Origin of the sequence: Streptomyces flavalbus, from assembly GCF_042674625.1 — a bacterium.
GTDB classification, from domain to species: Bacteria; Actinomycetota; Actinomycetes; order Streptomycetales; family Streptomycetaceae; genus Streptomyces; species Streptomyces flavalbus.
The window spans coordinates 6152348-6171330 of sequence record NZ_JBHTEB010000001.1 but is presented as its reverse complement, the minus strand read 5'-3'; the positions used below and the strand labels follow the sequence as shown (position 1 = coordinate 6171330).

General features: G+C 70.7%; 17 protein-coding genes. 5 read left to right on the top strand and 12 right to left on the bottom strand.

Going from position 1 to position 18983, the window contains the following annotated elements:
* Positions 1-47 precede the first annotated feature (47 nt).
* A complete protein-coding gene (locus tag ACFQZ6_RS27665) occupies positions 48-2021 on the top strand; it encodes an alpha-glucuronidase (RefSeq protein ID WP_381614058.1) in 1974 nt (657 codons plus the stop codon).
* A 17-nt stretch (positions 2022-2038) separates the two neighbouring features.
* Here ACFQZ6_RS27665 and ACFQZ6_RS27660 read toward each other — a convergent pair whose 3' ends face one another.
* From ACFQZ6_RS27660 to ACFQZ6_RS27640, 5 genes are read right to left on the bottom strand one after another with little or no spacing between them, the layout of a single operon-like run.
* Positions 2039-2716: a hypothetical protein gene (locus tag ACFQZ6_RS27660; protein ID WP_381614055.1), complete on the bottom strand. Its 678-nt coding sequence runs from the start codon at positions 2714-2716 to the stop codon at positions 2039-2041.
* Between the two features lie 10 nt (positions 2717-2726).
* On the bottom strand, positions 2727-4244 hold the full coding sequence (locus ACFQZ6_RS27655) for a GH39 family glycosyl hydrolase (RefSeq protein WP_381614052.1): 1518 nt from the start codon (positions 4242-4244) through the stop codon (positions 2727-2729).
* Positions 4241-5893 carry an ABC transporter substrate-binding protein gene (locus ACFQZ6_RS27650; RefSeq protein ID WP_381614049.1) on the bottom strand — a complete coding sequence of 551 codons (1653 nt, stop codon included), beginning with the start codon at positions 5891-5893 and terminating at the stop codon, positions 4241-4243. The genes ACFQZ6_RS27655 and ACFQZ6_RS27650 overlap by 4 nt, the downstream gene beginning before the upstream one ends.
* A gap of 35 nt (positions 5894-5928) precedes the next feature.
* On the bottom strand, positions 5929-6801 hold the full coding sequence (locus tag ACFQZ6_RS27645; protein WP_381614046.1) for a carbohydrate ABC transporter permease: 873 nt from the start codon (positions 6799-6801) through the stop codon (positions 5929-5931).
* Positions 6798-7718, bottom strand: a complete 921-nt coding sequence (locus tag ACFQZ6_RS27640; protein WP_381614044.1) for an ABC transporter permease — start codon at positions 7716-7718, stop codon at positions 6798-6800. Before ACFQZ6_RS27640 ends, ACFQZ6_RS27645 begins: the two co-directional genes overlap by 4 nt.
* A 220-nt stretch (positions 7719-7938) precedes the next feature.
* Between ACFQZ6_RS27640 and ACFQZ6_RS27635 the strand changes: the two genes are divergently transcribed.
* The gene (locus tag ACFQZ6_RS27635) at positions 7939-8928 is read left to right on the top strand and encodes an acetylxylan esterase (RefSeq protein ID WP_381614041.1); all 990 of its coding nucleotides are present in this window, start codon (positions 7939-7941) and stop codon (positions 8926-8928) included.
* A 202-nt stretch (positions 8929-9130) separates the two neighbouring features.
* Here the strand turns inward: ACFQZ6_RS27635 and acnA are convergent, their stop codons facing one another.
* The 7 genes from acnA to ACFQZ6_RS27600 form a co-directional block, all read right to left on the bottom strand.
* On the bottom strand, positions 9131-11848 hold the full coding sequence (gene acnA, locus ACFQZ6_RS27630) for an aconitate hydratase AcnA (RefSeq protein ID WP_381618691.1): 2718 nt from the start codon (positions 11846-11848) through the stop codon (positions 9131-9133).
* 306 nt (positions 11849-12154) lie between these two features.
* A complete protein-coding gene (locus ACFQZ6_RS27625) occupies positions 12155-12403 on the bottom strand; it encodes an acyl carrier protein (protein ID WP_381614038.1) in 249 nt (82 codons plus the stop codon).
* A 25-nt stretch (positions 12404-12428) separates the two neighbouring features.
* Positions 12429-13442 carry a beta-ketoacyl-ACP synthase III gene (locus ACFQZ6_RS27620; protein WP_381614035.1) on the bottom strand — a complete coding sequence of 338 codons (1014 nt, stop codon included), beginning with the start codon at positions 13440-13442 and terminating at the stop codon, positions 12429-12431.
* Positions 13439-14449 carry an AvrD family protein gene (locus ACFQZ6_RS27615; RefSeq protein ID WP_381614032.1) on the bottom strand — a complete coding sequence of 337 codons (1011 nt, stop codon included), beginning with the start codon at positions 14447-14449 and terminating at the stop codon, positions 13439-13441. Before ACFQZ6_RS27615 ends, ACFQZ6_RS27620 begins: the two co-directional genes overlap by 4 nt.
* 57 nt (positions 14450-14506) lie before the next feature.
* On the bottom strand, positions 14507-14932 hold the full coding sequence (locus ACFQZ6_RS27610) for a nuclear transport factor 2 family protein (protein ID WP_381614029.1): 426 nt from the start codon (positions 14930-14932) through the stop codon (positions 14507-14509).
* The gene (locus tag ACFQZ6_RS27605) at positions 14929-15558 is read right to left on the bottom strand and encodes a flavodoxin family protein (RefSeq protein ID WP_381614026.1); all 630 of its coding nucleotides are present in this window, start codon (positions 15556-15558) and stop codon (positions 14929-14931) included. Before ACFQZ6_RS27605 ends, ACFQZ6_RS27610 begins: the two co-directional genes overlap by 4 nt.
* Positions 15559-15625: 67 nt before the next feature.
* On the bottom strand, positions 15626-15985 hold the full coding sequence (locus ACFQZ6_RS27600; RefSeq protein ID WP_381614023.1) for an AAA family ATPase: 360 nt from the start codon (positions 15983-15985) through the stop codon (positions 15626-15628).
* Between the two features lie 117 nt (positions 15986-16102).
* Between ACFQZ6_RS27600 and ACFQZ6_RS27595 the strand changes: the two genes are divergently transcribed.
* The 3 genes from ACFQZ6_RS27595 (at position 16103) to ACFQZ6_RS27585 (ending at position 18967) form a co-directional block, all read left to right on the top strand.
* Positions 16103-16270: a hypothetical protein gene (locus tag ACFQZ6_RS27595; protein WP_381614020.1), complete on the top strand. Its 168-nt coding sequence runs from the start codon at positions 16103-16105 to the stop codon at positions 16268-16270.
* Positions 16271-17192: 922 nt separating this feature from the next.
* Positions 17193-18062, top strand: a complete 870-nt coding sequence (locus ACFQZ6_RS27590; protein ID WP_381614017.1) for an aromatic prenyltransferase — start codon at positions 17193-17195, stop codon at positions 18060-18062.
* 89 nt (positions 18063-18151) lie between these two features.
* Positions 18152-18967 (top strand): nuclear transport factor 2 family protein, encoded by an 816-nt coding sequence (locus ACFQZ6_RS27585; protein ID WP_381614014.1) that lies wholly within the window; start codon positions 18152-18154, stop codon positions 18965-18967.
* Positions 18968-18983 lie beyond the last annotated feature (16 nt).

Below are 18983 nucleotides of genomic sequence, written 5' to 3'. Positions count from 1 at the left end.
TCAACCGAATGCCTGCGTAAAGCCGCGCCCACCCGCCTGGAGTCCCCATGCCCCCGCCCGTCCCGCCCGACGGCATAGACCCGGCCTGGCTACCCCCCGCCGCCTTCCGCCCCCTAGGGTCCCGGCGGACGCTGATCCGGGGGCGTGGGGGGCCGTTGGTGGAGACGGTGTACGGGGAGGTCGCGGAGGCGTGTGCTCGGTTCGGGGGGTCGGTGGGGTGGGGCGGCGGGGCGGCGTGTGACCTGGTGCTGGACGTTGCTGGTGAGGCGGGCGACGACGAGTCGTTCACCCTCGTCCGCGACGCCGACGGCCCGACCACCGTCACCGCGTCCGGTGGGCGTGGGCTGCTCCACGGGCTCTTTCACCTGCTCCGGCTGGGCGAGGGCGCCTTCCGGGGGCGGTGGGAGCCCGAGGTCCACCGTCCCGCCCTGCCGCTCCGGATGCTCGACCACTGGGACAACGTCGACGTGCACCCGGTGATGGGGCAGGTGGAGCGGGGGTATGCCGGGGGCTCGATCTTCTGGGTGGACGGGCGTGCCCGTCACGAGCCTCAGCGCGTCCGCGCCTACGCCCGGCTGCTCGCCGCCTGTGGGATCAACGCCGTGGCTGTCAACAACGTCAACGTGCACGAGACCGAGGCGCGTCTGCTCACCGACCGGATCGGTGAAGTCGCCGCGCTCGCCGCGCAGTTCCGTGCCTACGGCATCCGCACCCACCTCTCCGTCACCTTCGCCGCGCCGATCGTGCTGGGTGGGCTGGCCACCGCCGATCCGCTGGACGCGGAGGTGCGGGAGTGGTGGGGCGAGGCCACCCGGCGCGTGTACGACGTCATCCCCGACTTCGGCGGGTACGTCGTCAAGGCCGACTCCGAGGGGCAGCCGGGACCCTTCGCCTACGGGCGCAGTCACGCCGACGGGGCCAACATGCTCGCCGCCGCCCTCGCACCCCACGGCGGTACGGTGCACTGGCGGGCCTTCGTCTACGACCACCGGCAGGACTGGCGGGACCGGTCCACCGACCGGGCACGGGCCGCCTACGACCACTTCGCCCCGCTGGACGGGGAGTTCGCCGCGAACGCCGTGCTCCAGGTCAAGCATGGGCCCATGGACTTCCAGGTACGGGAACCCGTGTCGCCCGTCATCGGGGCCCTGCCCCGGACCCGGCTCGCGGTCGAACTCCAGGTCACCCAGGAGTACACGGGGCAGCAGCGGCACGTCTGCTGGCTGGGGCAGATGTGGAGCGAGGTGCTGCGGTTCCGGCTCGACGGGGAGACCCCGGTCGGACAGCTCGCGGACGGGCTCGTCGGTGTGTCCAACGTCGGGGACGACCCCTACTGGACCGGCCACCCCCTCGCCCAGGCCAACCTCTACACCTTCGGGCGGCTCGCCTGGGACCCCGGCGCCGACCCCCGGCGCGTCCTCGACGAGTGGATCGCCCTCACCCATCCCGGCGCCCCCGACGCCCTGGTCAGCGGGCTGCACGCCGTCCTCGACGGGTCCTGGCGGTCGTACGAGAAGTACACCGCTCCCCTCGGCGTCGGGTTCATGGTGCAGCCGGGGCACCACTACGGGCCCAGCGTCGACGGGTACGAGTACAGCCCCTGGGGCACCTACCACTTCGCCGACCGCGACGGCGTCGGCGTCGACCGCACCGCCGCCACCGGCACCGGGTACGCCGCCCAGTACGCCAAGGTGTGGGCCGACGTCTACGAGTCGGCCGCGAGCTGTCCCGACGAGCTTGTGCTCTTCTTCCACCACCTTCCCTACGGGCACCTCCTGCGCGGTGGCTCCACCGTCATCCAGCACATCTACGACACCCACTTCGACGGGGTGGCGGAGGTGACGGCGGCCCGGGACACGTGGGCCTCCCTCCGGGACCTCGTCGAGCCCTCTCGGCACGCGCGCGTCGCGGAGCTGTACGAGGAGCAGCTTCGGTCCGCCCGGGAGTGGCGGGATCAGGTCAACAGTTACTTCTTCCGGAAGTCCGGGGTGCCCGACGCCCACGGACGGCGCATCCACTGACCCGCCCTGACGTGCCGTCACGCCGTGAAGTGCTCCTCCGTCTCGGCGATCAGCGGGCGGCTGCCGTGCAGGAGGGAGAGCAGGAACGGGGCGGCCAGCAGGGCGGGGGCGGCCTCGGTGAGCAGGGCGGTCGACACCGCCGTCAGGAGCAGCAGGGACGCCGCCGCGAGGGTGGCGCGGACGTGCCGGAGCAGGAAGTAGGCGGCGAGGCGGGCGGTGTCGCGGGCGCGGAAGGTGAACAGGGAGGTCAGGACCAGGGCGTGGGCGCCCCAGAGGAGGGAGGCCGCGCCGATCAGCGCCAGGAGCGCCGCCCACCAGCCCGGTAGGCCCGTGGCCGGGAAGTGGGTCAGGGTGAAGGCGATCACCGTCAGCCACGCCAGCAGCGGGGTCCACAGCTTCAGCGCGGGCCACGCGTTGAGGCGCCAACCCCGCCCGTAGGCGCGGGCCGGGTGCAGGTCGGTGAGGTCGCGGTCGCGGTGGTGCAGGGCGTAGAGGGCGGCGGACAGGGCCGGGGCGAGCGGGAGGAGGCAGAGGGCGGCCAGGGGGAGGTTCGCGGCGTCCGGGGACAGGAGGAACAGCCCGGCGAGGCCCGGAAGCGCCGCCGCCAGCAGCAGCGCCTCCACGGTGACCAGGGTGTGGACCAGGGCGACGGCGCGGGACAGCGGCCCCGCGCCGAAATCCGTCGTCGAGGTCATGGAGTCGCGGTCATCGTGCCGTGGGCTGCCTGCCCAGCAGCCGTCCCTCGTCCCACCACGACGGCGCCTCCTCCACCACCGGCGTCAGTTCGGCGAGGGTGATCTCGTGCCGGGCCAGGGTGAGCGTCAGGTCGGCGCGTCCCTCGGCCAGCGGGACGCGGGCGTGGCTGTGGGCGGGCTCGGCCGCCTCGTGCAGGACGTCGAGCTGGGCGGGCTTCGGTGAGCGCGGGCTGCCCATGTGCCGCCAGGCGGTGTAGGCGTTGCCGCGTTCCTCGTCGACGGAGGAGCGCCGCAGGAAGGCCCACGAACCGCCCGCGACCGGCACCGACAGCCGTACCGTGTGCCGCTCCGGGCCGGGTGTCTCGCCGGACGCGTCGACCGGCGCCCAGGCCAGTACCGTGACGCGGCCGTCGCGGTGCCGGGTGACGAGGTGGTCGGTGCCGTGGGCCAGCAGCTCCTCCCCCGAGCGGGCCAGGAAGGCGTACAGGTGGTACGTCGGCTTGCGGAGCTGGCGGTGGGTGAGGAGGCCGAAGCCGCCGTGGAAGAGGGCGGTCGGGACGCCCGCCTCCTCGAAGACGTCGCTGAAGGTCCAGTAGGAGAAGGAGTCGGCGTGCGCGTGCCCGGCCGTGACGACGGGGGCGAGGTAGGCGGCGTTGAAGGCGGTGTCGTGGATGAGGTTGTCGGGGCAGTAGGAGGAGTTGAACTCGGTGATGTGCACGGGGAGGTCGGCCAGCAGCGTGTCCTTCAGGACCCGGCGCGGCGCGGCGAACTGGTCGAGCAGGTCGTCGGCGGGGGCCAGGGTCTGGTGGGTGCCGAAGGGGACGTGCTGTCCGGGGCCGGAGGAGTAGGCGTGCCGGGAGACGAAGTCGACGGGGACCCGGCGGCGGTCGGCGAAGTCGGCGAACGAGACGAGCCACTCGTCCGCCGCGGGTGAGATGGCGGGGCCGCCGACCTGGAGCTCCGCGTCGACCTCCTTCACCGTGTGCGCGGTGATCTCGTACAGGCGGTGGTACGCCTCCTCGTCGGTGTTCAGCCAGAACATGGGGAGGTTGGGTTCGTTCCACACCTCGATGGGCCAGGTGCGGACCTCGTCGAGGCCGTAGCGGTCGATGAAGTGCGTGAGCGTGGCGCGGACCAGGGCGGCCCACTCCTTGTGGTCGGCGGGCGGGGTGATGTTGCCGCGCCACCAGAAGACCGTCTCGTCGCCCGAGGCCAGCTCGGACGGCATGAAGCCGAGTTCGAGGAACGGGCGGATGCCCGTGTCGAGGAGGGCGTCGACGACCTGGTCGGCGTAGGTGAAGCTGTGGTGGACGTGCCGGGTGCCCTGCCAGTCGTAGGGGCGGTGGATGCCCATGCCGTCGCTGAACAGGCCGTGGCCGCGCAGGTACCGGAAGCCGATGTCGCGCTGGAGGAGGCGCAGCGACTGCTGGTAGTCGTGGCGCAGGGCGAGGTCGAGGCGGCCGGTGCCGACGCACTGGCGCCAGGCGTCGGGGAAGGTGCCCTGGGGCTCGGCGGGGACGTGGATCATGCGTGCTCCTTCTGGAACCTGTCATGGGCCGCGTTGTGCAGTTCGATGAAGCGGTCCATGTTCTTCGCCTTCAGTTCGGAGACGTAGTCGTCCCACTCGGACAGCGGGCGCTTGCCGAGGACGAACTGGAGGGTGTTCTGGGTGACGTGGTCCTTGAGCGGGGTGTCCCAGAGGGTGGCCTGTTCCTGCTCGGTGGACTTCAGGGGGTGGGCGGGGTCGACGGGGAGCTGCTCGCGCTGGGACATGGCGTCCTCGAACTCCTTCTCGTCGGGGCCGAAGGAGGAGGAGACCAGGTCCCAGCTACCGCCGTAGGTGAAGACGCCGTTGAAGAAGCCGTAGTCCTTCTGGAGGTCCTTCGGGGCGTCGGGGTCGGAGCCCATGAGGCTGATGCCGTCGGCGAGCTGGTAGCGGCTGTCGGCGTGGGTGTACGTGGTGCCCTCGACGCCCCACTTGCAGAAGCGCTGGCCCTCGTCGGAGTACCAGAGCCAGTCCACGAACTGCATCAGCGCCACGAAGTCGTCGCCGTCCAGGGCCTTGCTGGAGATCATGACGCCGTTCTCCAGTCGGGAGCCGCCGAGGACGACCGGTCCGGCGGGGCCGAGCGGGACGGGGATCATGTCGATGGTGGCGCCCTTGACCTGCTTGCCGAGGTTGTAGCGGTAGTTCTGCACCAGCTCCTGCGGGTTGGCGCTGATCGCGAAGGACCGTTCCGACAGGAGCTTCCGCACGGCCTCGTCGTCGGTCTGGGTGAAGCTCTCGGGGTCCATCAGCTTCTCGGCGACGAGGGTGCGCAGGTACTCCACGAACTGCCGGTAGCGGTCGGTGGCGCCGGTGAAGACGAACCGTTTCTCCTGCGCGTCCCAGCTTGTGTTGTCGTAGGCCCAGCCCGCCTTGACGCCGTACGCCTGCCCCAGGCAGCGGGTGAGGGCCCCGGCGGGGAAGGGGGTGTTGGTGCTCCAGCGGTCGGAGAGGGGGTAGCGGTCGGGGTACTCGGCCTTGATCGCCTTGAAGACGTCGTACACCTCGTCCCAGGTGGTGGGGGCGGTGAGGCCGAGGCGGTCCAGGACGTCGGTGCGCAGGGCGAGGGAGTAGCCGGACTTGACCTTCTCGTGCAGGCCGGGCAGGAGGTAGAACCTGCCGTCGGACTGGCGGATGGAGTCCAGCTCGGGGGCCAGGTCCCACTTCTTCACCGCCGCCTGGAAGTGGGGCATCAGGTGGGTGTAGTCGCTGACCGGGAGGATCGCGCCGGAGGAGACGAAGGCGACCTCGGAGGGGTGGTACGTCTTCGGGATCAGTACGGGGGCGTCGCCCGCGCCGATGAGGAGGCTGCGCTTCTTCTCGTAGTCGCTGAGGGGGACGTTGACGGGCTTGAGGGTGATGCCGGTGCGGCGGGTGAGTTCCTTCCAGAACAGCCAGCCGTCCTTCATGGGGTAGGCCGGGTTGTCGTTGTGCAGGACGGAGAACGACAGCGGCTTGGCGGCCTTGAACTGGTCGCCGACGCGGTACTTCCGCATCGCGCCGTCCTGCTTCTTGCTGAGGTCCTTGGGGTCGCCGCCGTCGTCGCCCCCGCCGCAGCCGGTGAGGACGGTGAGCGAGGTGAGACCCGCGGCGGCGAGGAGCTGTCGGCGGGACAGTGGTCCGGGGTTCATCGGGGCTCCCTGAGGTGAGTCATGGGGGGACGCGCTCAGCCCTTGACCGCGCCGAGCATCACGCCCGAGACGAAGTAGCGCTGGATGAACGGGTACACACAGAGGATCGGCAGGGCGGTGAGCACGATCGTCACCGCCTGGATGTTCGCGGCGACCTGGGTGAGCTGCTCGGTGGTGGCCCCGGCGTTGCCGCCGCCGGTGGCGCCCGCGATCAGGTTGCGCAGGTAGACGGTGACCGGCATCAGCTCCGAGCGGTCCATGTAGAGGAACGCGCCGAACCAGGAGTTCCAGAAGGACACCGAGTAGAACAGCACCATCGTGGCGACGACCGCCTTCGACAGCGGCAGCACGATCCGCAGCAGGATGCCGTACGTGCTCAGCCCGTCGATCTGCGCGGCCTCCTCCAGCTCGGTCGGCAGGCTCTCGAAGAACGCCTTCATGACGAGCAGGTTGAAGACGCTGATCGCGTTCGGGACGGCCAGCGCCCAGAGGGTGTTCTTCATGCCGAGGCTGGTGATCAGCACGTAGTTCGGGATCAGCCCGCCGGTGAAGAACATGGTGAACACCGCGATGCCGACGAGCAGTCCGCGGCCCTTGAGGTGCCGCTTGGACAGGACGTAGGCGTAGCACGTCGTGAGGACCATCGCGATGACGGTGGATACGGCGGTGTAGAGCACGGTGTTGCCGTAGTTCCGCCAGAACATCGCGTCCTTGAAGACGATCTCGTACGTGGTGAGGTTGAACCCCTTGGGCCACAGGGTGACCTCACCGGCGCGGATCTGCCGTTCCCCGCTGAAGGAGCGGGCGACGATGTTGGCGAAGGGGTAGAGGGTGACCACGACGACGAGGGTGAGGATCACGCCGTTGACGCCCTGGAAGATTCGGTAGGAGCGGCTCGGCCGGATCACCACAGGCTCGTTCCCACCGTGCGCCGGGAGAGCTGGTTGGCGGAGGTGATCAGCACCAGGCCGATGACCGCCTCGAACAGGCCGATGGCGGCGGCGTAGCTGAAGCTGTTGGACTCAAGGCCGGTGCGGTACAGGTAGGTCGAGATGACGTCGGCGGTCGGGTAGGTCAGCGGGTTGTAGAGCAGCAGGACCTTCTCGAAGCCGACGGCCATGAAGGTGCCGATGTTGAGGATCAGCAGCGTGATCATGGTGGGGCGGATGCCGGGCAGGGTGACGTGCCAGATCTGCCGCCAGCGGCCCGCGCCGTCGATGCGGGCGGCCTCGTAGAGGTCCTCGTCGATGGTGGTGAGCGCGGCGAGGTAGAGGATGGTGCCCCAGCCCGCGGTCTGCCAGATCTCCGAGCCGACGTAGACGGCGCGGAACCACTCCGGTTCCTGGATGAAGCGGACCGGGTCGTGGCCGAACCAGCCGAGGACGTGGTTGACCGGGCCGTCCGTGGCGAGGATCTGGATGGTGATGCCCGCGACGATCACGATCGACAGGAAGTGCGGCAGGTACGACACCGACTGCACGAAGCGCTTGAGCGAGCGACGGCGGACCTCGTTGAGGAGCAGCGCGAGCACGATCGGGATCGGGAAGCAGAACACCAGCGTGAGCCCGCCGAGCCAGAGGGTGTTCCGGAAGACCTGCCAGAAGGTGGGGTCGGTCAGGAACATCTCCACATAGCGCAGCCCCACCCACTCCTCACCGAAGATCGACCCGCCCGGCTCGAAGCGGCGGAAGGCGATCACGTTGCCGATCATCGGCAGGTAGCGGAAGACCAGGAAGAACAGCAACGGCAGTACGGCCAGCGAGTAGAGCTGCCAGTCCCGGCGCAGCGCCCGTCGCCAACTGGTCGATGTCGCGGAAGTGCTCATGCATGGGCCTCCCGGTCTTTCTTCGAAACTTTCGGACGCGCTCCGGTAACTTTGCGGCAAAGTTAGGGGCGGCTGTAAGGGGTGTCAATGGGTGAGGCGAGGGGATGGATGGATGAACCGGAGGGATTTCAAGCCACTCCCGAGGCGAAACATTCACCTTCATAGCCGCAACGATCGGACGCTTGCTCCCGAACCCGCCCCGAACGCACCAGGAGGTCCCGTGCCCGCCTTCGACCTGCCACTGGAAAAGCTGCAGCGGTACCGCCCGGACGTCGACGAACCCGACGACTTCGACGACTTCTGGCGGCGGACGCTGACGTCGGCGGCCGAGCGCGAACCCGTGCTCTCCGCGCGGCCCGTGCCGACCGGTCTGCGGCTCGTCCGGACCTGGGACGTCACCTTCCGCGGCTTCGCGGGCGACCCGGTGCGCGCCTGGTTCAGCCGCCCCGCCGACGCACCCGAGGCCCTCCCGGCGGTCGTCGAGTACGCGGGGTACGGGCGCGGTCGCGGCTATCCGCACGAGCGGCTGACCTGGGTGAACGCCGGGTACGCCCATCTGCTGATGGACAACCGCGGCCAGGGCGACCAGTACGGCAGCGGCGGCGCCACCCCCGACCCGCACGCCACCGCGCCGGGCGGCCCGGGACCGGCGGTCCGGGGGCTGCTCTCGCCGCACGACCACCACTACCGGCGTCTCGTCACCGACGCCGTGCGCGCGGTCACGGCGGTGCGCGCCCTGCCCGGCGTGGACCCGGCGCGGGTCGCGGCGGTGGGCAACAGCCAGGGCGGCGGCCTCGCGCTGGCCGTGGCGGGCCTGGTCCCGGACCTCGCCGCGGCGCTGGTCACCGCCCCGCTGCTGTGCGGCATCCGGCGCGCGCTGGACCTCTCCGACACGGGGCCCTACGGCGAGATCGCCGCGTACCTCGCCGTCCACCGGGGCGCCGAACGCTCCGCGCACCGCACGCTCGCCTACCTGGAGGGCGTCTCCTTCGCCCGGCGCGCGCACGCGCCCGCGCACTTCGGCGTCGGCCTGCGCGACACGGTGTGCCCACCGAGCGGGGCGTACGCCGCGTACCACCGCTACGCGGAACTCACCGGCACCGATCCGCGCCGGGAGATCCACGCCTACCCCTACAACGGCCACGAGGGCGGCGACGCGGCCCACGTCCGCCGCCAACTGGACTGGGCGGCGGGGGTGCTGGCGGGGTGAGGGGCTGGCGGGGTGGAAGCGGAGAGGCGCGACGGGTTCCGGTCCGCAGCGTCAATGGGAGCGCTCCCACCCCTTGGGGGTGGAAGGTATCGCCGGGAGCGCCGGATGTAAACAGGGCGGACCGGACACGGGCACGTACGACGCAGGGCCGCGCCCCCGGGGTGCCCCGGGAGCGCGGCCCTCGACGACCGTCCTGTACCGCTTACTTGCGGATCAGGTTGCGCAGCACGTACTGCATGATGCCGCCGTTGCGGTAGTAGTCCGCCTCGCCGGGGGTGTCGATGCGGACGACCGCGTCGAACTCGACGCCCGTGTCGGTGGTGACCTTGACCGTGCGCGGGGTGGTGCCGTCGTTCAGCTCGGTGACGCCGGTGATGGAGAAGGTCTCCTCGCCGGTCAGGCCGAGGGAGGCGGCCGAGGCGCCCTCCGGGAACTGGAGCGGCAGCACGCCCATGCCGATCAGGTTGGAGCGGTGGATGCGCTCGTAGGACTCGGCGATGACGGCCTTGACGCCGAGGAGGGCCGTGCCCTTGGCCGCCCAGTCGCGGGACGAGCCGGAGCCGTACTCCTTGCCCGCGAGGACGACGAGCGGGATGCCCTGCTCGATGTAGTTGCGGGAGGCGTCGTAGATGAACGACACCGGACCGCCGTCCTGGGTGAAGTCGCGGGTGTAGCCGCCCTCGGTGCCCGGCGCGATCTGGTTGCGCAGGCGGATGTTGGCGAACGTGCCGCGGATCATCACCTCGTGGTTGCCGCGGCGGGAACCGTAGGAGTTGAAGTCGCGGCGCTCGACGCCGTGCTCGGTGAGGTACTTGCCCGCGGGGGTGTCGGCCTTGATGGCACCGGCCGGGGAGATGTGGTCGGTGGTCACCGAGTCACCGAGCTTGGCGAGGACGCGGGCGCCCGTGATGTCGGAGACCGGGGTGGTCTCCATCGTCATGCCCTCGAAGTACGGGGGCTTGCGGACGTACGTCGACTCGGGGTCCCACTCGAAGGTGTTGCCGGTCGGGATGGACAGCGCCTGCCACTGGGCGTCGCCCGCGAAGACGTCGCTGTAGGACTTGGAGAACATGTCCTCGCCGATGGCGTTGGCGACGACGTCGTTGACCTCGGCCTCGGAGGGCCAGATGTCCTTCAGGAAGACCGGGTTGCCGTCCTGGTCGGTGCCGAGGGCGTCCCTGGTGATGTCCACCTTCATGGAGCCCGCGATGGCGTACGCGACGACCAGCGGCGGGGACGCCAGGTAGTTCATCTTGACGTCGGGGTTGATCCGGCCCTCGAAGTTGCGGTTGCCGGAGAGCACCGAGGTGACGGCGAGGTCGTGGTCGTTGACGGCCTTGGAGACCTCCTCCGGCAGCGGGCCGGAGTTGCCGATGCAGGTGGTGCAGCCGTAGCCGACGAGGTTGAAGCCGACCTTGTCCAGGTACGGGGTGAGGCCCGCCTTGTCGAAGTAGTCGGTGACGACCTTCGAGCCCGGGGCGAGGGTGGTCTTCACCCACGGCTTGCGGGTGAGGCCCTTCTCCACCGCCTTCTTGGCCACCAGCGCGGCGGCGACCATGACGTACGGGTTGGAGGTGTTGGTGCAGGAGGTGATCGCGGCGACGGTGACGGCGCCGTGGTCGATCTCGTACGACGACCCGTCGGGCGCGGTCACGGTGACCGGGTTGGACGGGGCGCCGTTCGGGGCGACCGCCGGGGCGTCGGAGGCGGGGAAGGACTCGACACCGGCCTCGTCGACGCTGTCGACGTAGTTGCGGACGTCCTGCTTGAACTGCTCGGCGGCGTTGGCGAGGACGATGCGGTCCTGCGGGCGCTTCGGACCGGCGATCGACGGCACGACCGTCGACAGGTCCAGCTCCAGCTTCTCGGAGAAGTCCGGCTCGGCCTGCGGGTCGAGCCAGAGGCCCTGCTCCTTGGCGTACGCCTCGACGAGCGCGACCTGCTGGTCGCTGCGGCCGGTCAGGCGCAGGTAGTTCAGCGTCTCGTCGTCGATCGGGAAGATCGCGGCGGTGGAGCCGAACTCCGGCGACATGTTGCCGATGGTGGCGCGGTTGGCGAGCGAGGTGGCGGCCACGCCCTCGCCGTAGAACTCGACGAACTTGCCGACGACGCCGTGCTTGCGCAGCATCTCGGTGATGGTGAGCACCAGGTCGGTGGCGGTGGTGCCGGGCTGCAGCTCGCCGGTGAGCTTGAAGCCGACGACGCGCGGGATGAGCATGGAGACCGGCTGGCCGAGCATCGCGGCCTCGGCCTCGATGCCGCCGACGCCCCAGCCGAGGACGCCGAGGCCGTTGACCATGGTGGTGTGCGAGTCGGTGCCGACCAGGGTGTCGGGGTACGCCTTGCCGTCGCGGACCATGACCACGCGGGCGAGGTGCTCGATGTTCACCTGGTGGACGATGCCGGTGCCCGGCGGGACGACCTTGAAGTCGTCGAACGCGGTCTGGCCCCAGCGCAGGAACTGGTAGCGCTCCTTGTTGCGGCCGTACTCCAGGTCGACGTTCTGCTTGAAGGCGTCGTTGGTGCCGAACTTGTCGGCGATGACGGAGTGGTCGATGACCATCTCGGCCGGGGAGAGCGGGTTGATCTTGTTCGGGTCGCCGCCCAGCTCCTTCACGGCCTCACGCATCGTGGCGAGGTCCACGACGCAGGGCACGCCGGTGAAGTCCTGCATGATCACGCGGGCGGGCGTGAACTGGATCTCCTGCGCGGGCTGGGCCTGGGAGTCCCAGCCGCCGAGCGCGCGGATGTGGTCGGCGGTGATGTTCGCGCCGTCCTCGGTGCGCAGCAGGTTCTCCAGCAGGACCTTCAGGCTGTAGGGGAGCCGGGCCGAGCCCTCCACCTTGTCCAGGCGGAAGATCTCGTACGACTCGTCGCCCACCTTCAGCGTGCTGCGGGCGTCGAAGCTGTTCGCCGACACGACAGTCTCCTTCATTTATGTGCGCGTACCACCGCAATCCTGCCGCCACGCCGTCTTGGCCGATCCGCTAAGGTAAGGCTAAGTTAGGTAACCCTTACTGGGGTGGCGGGCACGGTGCGCCTCGGCAGATATCTCGATGTCGAGATAACTCTAGTACATGCGGGCGGGATGGTCATGCCCGGCTCCCCGGGTACCCGGTGTCGGCCGGTGCGGTGACGCGTGGGCATCACTAAGAACCCTCCGGGAGCGCACGAAAAAAGGGCCCGGCGACCGCTTGCGCGCGGTCGCCGGGCCCTGGGCGCCGGATCAGCCGGTGGCGCCCTTCTCCGACAGCATCTCGGCCGCCCCGGCGGGGGTTCCGGCGGCCGCCAGTTCGTCTCCGGCCACCTCCACCCCGTACCGCTTGGCGAGGATGACGCTCAGCTCGATCAGGACCAGGGAGTCCAGGTCGAGGTGGTCGAACCGGGTGTCGACGCCCGTGTCGGCGGGGACGTCGAAGTGCGTCTTGAGGAGGTCGAGCACGGCTTCCGGGTCGAGGGTGACTCGCCCTGTCATGGCGTTTCCTTTCGCAGAGCTGTGGTCAGGCGGGAGTGGTCCCCGGCCAGGTCAGTACGGCGGAGCCCCAGGTCAGACCGGCGCCGAAGGAGGTCAGCAGCAGCCGGTCACCGAGCCGGAAGCGGTCCTGGGCGGCGGCGTCGGCCAGGGCCAGCGGGATCGAGGCGGCCGAGGTGTTGCCCACCTGCTCCAGGTGGGTGACGACGCGCTCCGGGTCCACCCCCAACTGCCGGGCCAGCGCGTACAGGATGCGCAGGTTCGCCTGGTGCCCCACCACGTGGTCGACCTGGTCGAGGTCCCAGCCCGCGGTGGCGAGCACCGCCGACGACGACTGGGCCATCCGGCGGACGGCGTGCGGGAAGACCTCCCGGCCGTTCATCCGCAGGTACTGGTCCTCGGGTGCCAGCGCGCGGTCGGTGGACCGTGGCCGGGAGCCGTTGCCCGGGATGACGACCAGGTCGTGGAGCGTGCCGTCCGAGCCCAGGTCGAAGCCCAGCAGCGCACCGGCCTCGTCGGTGGTGCCGCGGCGCAGCACCACCGCTCCGGCGCCGTCGCCGAAGATCACCGCCGTGGTGCGGTCGGCGGGGTCGAGGTAGGGGCGGAAGGTTTCGGCTCCGATGACGAGCACGCGTTCGGCGTGCCCGGCCACCAGGGCGGCGGACGCGGTGGCGAGCGCGTAGACGAAGCCCGAGCAGCCCGCCCCCACGTCCAGGGCGGCGACCGTGCCGAGGCCGAGGCGGGCCGCCACCTCCGGCGCCGTGGCGGGGACCTGCCGGTCCGGAGTGGAGGTGGCCACGACCAGCAGGCCGATGTCCCCGGGCGCGTCGACCTGCGCCGACTTCAGCGCCCGGTGTCCCGCCTCGACGGCGAGGTCGCTCGTGGCCACGCCCGGGTCGGACCAGTGGCGCTGCCGGATGCCGGTCCGCTGGACGATCCACTCGTCACTGGTGTCCAGGCTGCGGGTGAGGTCGTCGTTGGTGACGACCCGCCGGGGCACATGGGTGCCGAGCCCGGCGAGGACGGCGGCGGGTGCGCTCATCGTCCGTCACCTCCCGCGCCCGCGTGCTGGGCGGGCGCCTTGAGGAGGTGTGCCACGGCGACCCGGGTCCGTACGCCGTGCAGGGCCCCGACCACCTCGGCCGACCTCCAGGTCCCGGCCGCCGTGGGCAGCAGCAGGGGCTGTTCCAGACGGGCCGTCACCTCACCGTCGGGCGGGGGCGGGGTGCCGTCGTCGAGCGTGAGGGTCGCCCGCCGCATCCAGAGGTTGTTGCTGTGGGCACGGTCGACGCCGTCCAGTGTGTAGAGCATGACCTGGCCCAGCTGCATCACGGCGACCAGGGTGTCGATCATGCTGGCCGACGCGTCGCCCCGGGCGTCCCCCGCCCCGTCCGGGACCAGTGCCACCCGGGCCGACGCCCGGGGGTCGTCCTCGTCGTCGCCGGTGACGCGCACCCCGGTGAGCAGTTGCCGACGGGCCGCGTGCGGGACGCCGTAGGGCGCGTCGATCCACGGGCCGGGCAGCTCCTCCTCCAGGTAGTACGCGCCGGGGCCGCCGACCGGCTGACGGCCGGGGCTGTGCCGGGCCCGTACCCGCGCCGACAGTGATCCGACCCGGCAGTCCAGGGTGGTCGACCACTGCTCACCGGCCGTCTCGGCGGCGACGAGCCGACCGCTCACCGGCACCTTCGCCAGGCCCTCCTCGTCCGGGCTGGACCCGGCCTTCATCTCGATCGACCGCACCTCGAAGCGGGCGTCCGGGGCGAGGCCGTAGGTGTGTGCCGCGTACAGGCCGGTGAGCCGGGCGGCGAAGAGCATCACGTCGATGGAGCTGAGGTGGGGCCTCTGGTTCTGGCCGCCCTTGCGGGACCAGACGCCCGGGATGGCGAGGTGGGCGGTGGCCTCGACGGCTCCGACGGCCCCGGCGTCGGCGGGCGTGATCGTGAGGTCGGTCAGCGAGTGTTCGACGCGCTTGAACCCCTCACCGAGGAATCTGCTGTCTCGTGGTCCTAAGAAGTCGTCGATGGACGCGAGTTCCAGGGAAGGCACAGGTGCTCCTGTTCCCGCCGAAGAACCCCGCCACGTTCAACGGCGGGAGCGGTTCGCTCACTCGCCGCTGACTGCGGTGAAGGCTTCGGCGATGGCATAGCTGTCCTCGTACATGTGATAACGGACTATCTGTCCGTCTTCTACCGATAAGTGCAGTGCGTAGGCGTTGGTGAAGGTCTTTCCGGTGGCCAGCACCCCGAAGGCGGACTCGGCCATGACCACGGCGTGGGGCCCGTCGACGAGGCGGGCGTGGAGGGTGAAGCCCCGCGGCGCGGTCAGCACCTCCGGGAAGACCTGGAAGAACTCGGAGATCTCCGGCCGGGTGGACCGGGTGCCCGTCCAGGGCACCCGCGGGCTCCCCGCCACGCGGAAGTCCACGCGGTCGGCGAACAGGTCGAGCAGCCCGGGCAGGTCCCCCGACCCGAACCTCTCGAAGAACGCGTCCACGACCGCCGCGGTGCTCCGCTGCTGCGCTGTCGTCATCTCACGTCACTCCGCCCTGGACCGCTCGACCGCTCGGCCGCCAGGGCCGCGCGGCCCGCCAGGTGGATCGCCGTCATCTGCGTGACGCGTTCGCCGAGGTGCTCGGCGGTGGCGATGTCCGCCTTGTGCATGAGGTCAGGGGGCAGGTCACCGGGCAGGGTGGCGGCGGCGCCGTTGAAGTAGCCGAGCCGGTTGAGGTCGTCCTCGCTCTCGTGGCTGAGGTGCCAGCCCGGGAGCAGGCCGAGGCTGACCCAGATCATGCCGTGCTGGGCGCCCAGCGTCGCGAAGTAGCCGAGGGTGGAGTCCTTGTCGCCCGCCTTGCAGGCGCCGATGGTGAACCCCGACCCGAGCTTGTCCTTCCACGCCTGCCGCGCCCAGCGCTTGTTGGTCGACTCGGCGAAGGTGTGGAACTTCCCCGACGCCGATCCCATGTAGGTGGGCGCGCCGAAGATGATCGCGTCGGCCTTGTCGAGGGTCTCCCACTTGGTGTCGTCCATGGCGTCGACGGTCAGCATGTTCACTTCGGCGCCCGCGGCCAGCGCTCCGGCCCGCACGGACTGTGCCAGTACGTCCGTGTGCCCCCTGCCCGAGTGGTAGGCGACGACGATCAGGGGTGGCTTTCCCATTCTGCTGTTCTCCTTCGACCGGAGGGGCGTGTGAGATGACGTCAGATGACTGACGGAACGCGGGGTTTCAGGCGCCCGCCGGGACCCGCTCGTGCTCCATGCGGAAGTCCTGGCGGCCGTACTCCTCGCGGGCCAGTTCGATGGCCTCGTCCGTGCTCATGACGGGGGTGAGGTCGAAGATCCCGGCGATGGCCTCAAGGCGCTCCGCCACGGTGCCGCCGACCACGTGGTACGGGATCTCCAGCTCGTCCAGGGTGGCGAGCAGCATCCCGTCGATGGTCGTGCGGAACTCGTCGTTCATCGGCCGGTGGCCGTCCGCGGCGATCGGCAGTTCGTGGCGCAGGTGGACGTAGGCGTCGTAGGTGGCCTTGACGTGCTGCTTGAAGGCCTGCCCGTACTGGTCGACGACCTTGGCGAAGAAGGCCATCTCCTCCGGCGTCGTCGTCGACAGGCCGTTCCCCCTGCGGCGGTGGCGTTGGGGTTCATGCCGTACCGGAGGCGGGCGGCGCCGTAGAGCCACTCCTGGAGGGAGGAGCCGTCGGAGATGAAGTGGTCTCCGAGGAGGGCTTCCTGGACCGCGCGGCCGGTGTGGCGGCGCATGGTGAGCTGGAGGAACTGCGCGGGCGTCACGTCCGCGAGCTTCACGCCCGGCAGGGCCTCCGGCATGATCTCCCTGATCGTGCGGGCGAGCGAGCGCGGTACGCCGGTGTAGTGCGACAGCGCCATCACCGTCGAGGTCTTGCCTGATGAGTAGGTTCCGGACACGGCTATCTTCATGGGTTCTCCAGTTCCGGACGGCGCCCCGCGTACGGCAGGGCGCCGCCGCGCACGGCGAAGATCGCGAGAGGGGGGACCGCCAACCCGGTCGATCTCCAGTTCGAGCACCGAGAGGTGCGAACCCGGATTCCGGTGGCTTCCACTTCCACAGAACGGGCCGAAAAAGGCAGCAGCTCCCATTCACTGCCATACGACCGCTTTCGGGCAGGGGGAGCGTTCGGCCAGCGTGACACGGACGACAACTTCGCGCCAACAGTGCTCAGGCGTGACGCGGGTCACATCAACCGCCGTCTGTCTCCCCGGAGTTGGAATCCGGGCGGCATCGGGCGCCCCGGGCCTGCCCCTATGGAGCAGGCCGCAGACGCGGGGCCCGGCACGAGTCCGGGTTCCCGGTGCTTGACGGCTGCTCAGGGTGACGTCGCGGGTGGCTGGAACGCCGCTGGAACGGGCGGGGCCGCACGCGGCGGCGCGCGGTGCGGGCAGGGGGCCCCGGGCGGCGGCCCCACCTGGTGGTTCATGGCGGAAAACGGCCGCGGCGGACGGCCTTCGCATCGTGCCGCGGGCGGCTGCGGGCGCGCGCGGGGCACGGAAAGCACTGCCGTCGGCGTCGCGCAGCCCGCATGATGCTCTGACGACACAGCGGGGGTCACTCCGGACGAGGCCGCGGACACCGACGGCCGGGTCCTTCGGGCGTGCGCCGTCCGCCCGCCGGGAGGCGACCGGCGGGCGCCACCCGGGCGGGTCCCGGGGCGGGCACGGCACCTGCCACGCGACGGCCCCTTCGCGCGCCGTACCGCCGGAGGGGGCGCTCCCTCCGCGGCGCCGCACCACCGCACCGACGAGGAGGACGCATGTCCGTGGCCGAACCGGAAGACGTGTACGCGGCCGTCGAGGAGACCGCCGGGCTGCTGAACGTGCCCTGCGCGCGGGAGAAGGTCGGGCCGGTCCTGGAGGCGTTCGCGCCGTTCGAGGGCGGGTTCATCTTCAGTGCGACGGCCGGTGAACGGGGCGGCGACCTCGACCTGACCATCCAGGTGCCCCGGGCGATCCCCGACCCCTACGCCCACGCCCTGGAGCGCGGCCTGCTGCCGCGCACCGGCCATCCCGTCGGCTCGCTGCTGTCCGACCTCGACGGCCGGGGCTTCGTCGAGGAGTACCTGATCGACGTCGGGGTCGTCGGCGGGCTCAACAAGGTCTACGTGCACTTCCCGCACGCCGTGCAAGGGGTGGCCGCGCTCTCCTCGGTGCCGTCGATGCCGTCGGCGCTGGCCGCCAACGCCGACTTCTTCGCCCGGCACGACCTCGACGGCGTCGCGATGATCGCGATCGACTACCGGCACGAGACGGTCAACCTGTACTTCCCCACCCCGGGCGGGATGGAGCCGAAGACCGTCCTGTCGTTGCTCCAGGAGATGGGGTTGCCGGAGCCGGATGAGGAACTGCTGGAGTCCGTCCGCAAGACGTTCCGGGTCTACTTCACGCTGGGCTGGGACTCCTCGCGGATCGAGCGGATCAGCTTCGCCCGCCCGGCGGACATGCCGCTGATCAGGGCCCGGACGGAGCCGGAGATGGTGCGTTTCCTGACCGGCAGCCCCTACACCTACGACGGTGAGCGGTTCAGCATCTCGATCGTGAAGTGGTCCCCGGAGGGCCAGTGGTTCAACGCGGGCTCCTACTACCAGTTCGGGCCGCTGCAGCGCGAGGTGTTCAAGAAGATCCGCGGGTGAGGCGCCCGCCCGAGCGCCCATCGCCCCCTTCCCGAGCTAGGACCCTTCCCGAGCTAGGACCCTTCCCGAGCTAGGAGTTCAGCGAGCCCATGACCGAACAGAGTGCTGAGCGAAGTGTCCGCGTCGTCGACGACTTCTACCGCGCCCTCCAGGCCAAGGACCTCGACGCGTTCGCGCGCCTGTGGGCGGCGGACGCCGTCTACCGGGTGCCGGTCACCCCGGACGGCGTGCCCGGCGAGTTCACCGGGCGCGCGGCGATCGTCGCCGGACTGGGCGGGTTCTTCTCGCTGTTCGGCGAGGTCCGCTTCACCTGGCAGGCGGAGGCGATGGCCGACCCGCGGCGGGTGCTGGCGACCTGGGAGATGGAGATCGAGCTGCTGGCCGGGGGCACCTACCGCAACCGGGGCACGTCCGTCTTCCAGCTTGAGCGGGGGCTGATCACACACTTCACCGAGCACGTCGACACCGCCGCCTTCCTGGCGCTGTTCTCCGCCCGCGCCGCCACGGCGCACCGGTTCTTCGCCCTGCTGGACGGCGGTGACCTGGAGGCGTGGGGCGAACTGTGGGACCCGCACGGCACCTGGAACGCGCCGTACGCCCCCGGGCGGCTTCCCCACCCCGTCGAGGGCAGGGCCGAGATCGTCGCCGCCTGCCGCGAACTTCTCGCCGGTAAGGAGTCGTTCGGCGTCGAGGTGACGGGGGTGCACGCGGCCGTGAACTCCGACGCCGTGTGCGTGCAGTACCGCCCGCGCGCCGGGGCGGCCGGGCAGGCGGACGGCGGGGAGGCGGTGGCGGTCCTGCGGTTCGCGGGCGGGCTGGTCAGCGCCTGGCACGACTACGCCGGTCCCCGTCCGTCCGGGGACGGCGCCGCCGTGGCCACGCCGGGCGCGGGTGCGGCGCGATGAGGGCACGGGGGACGGC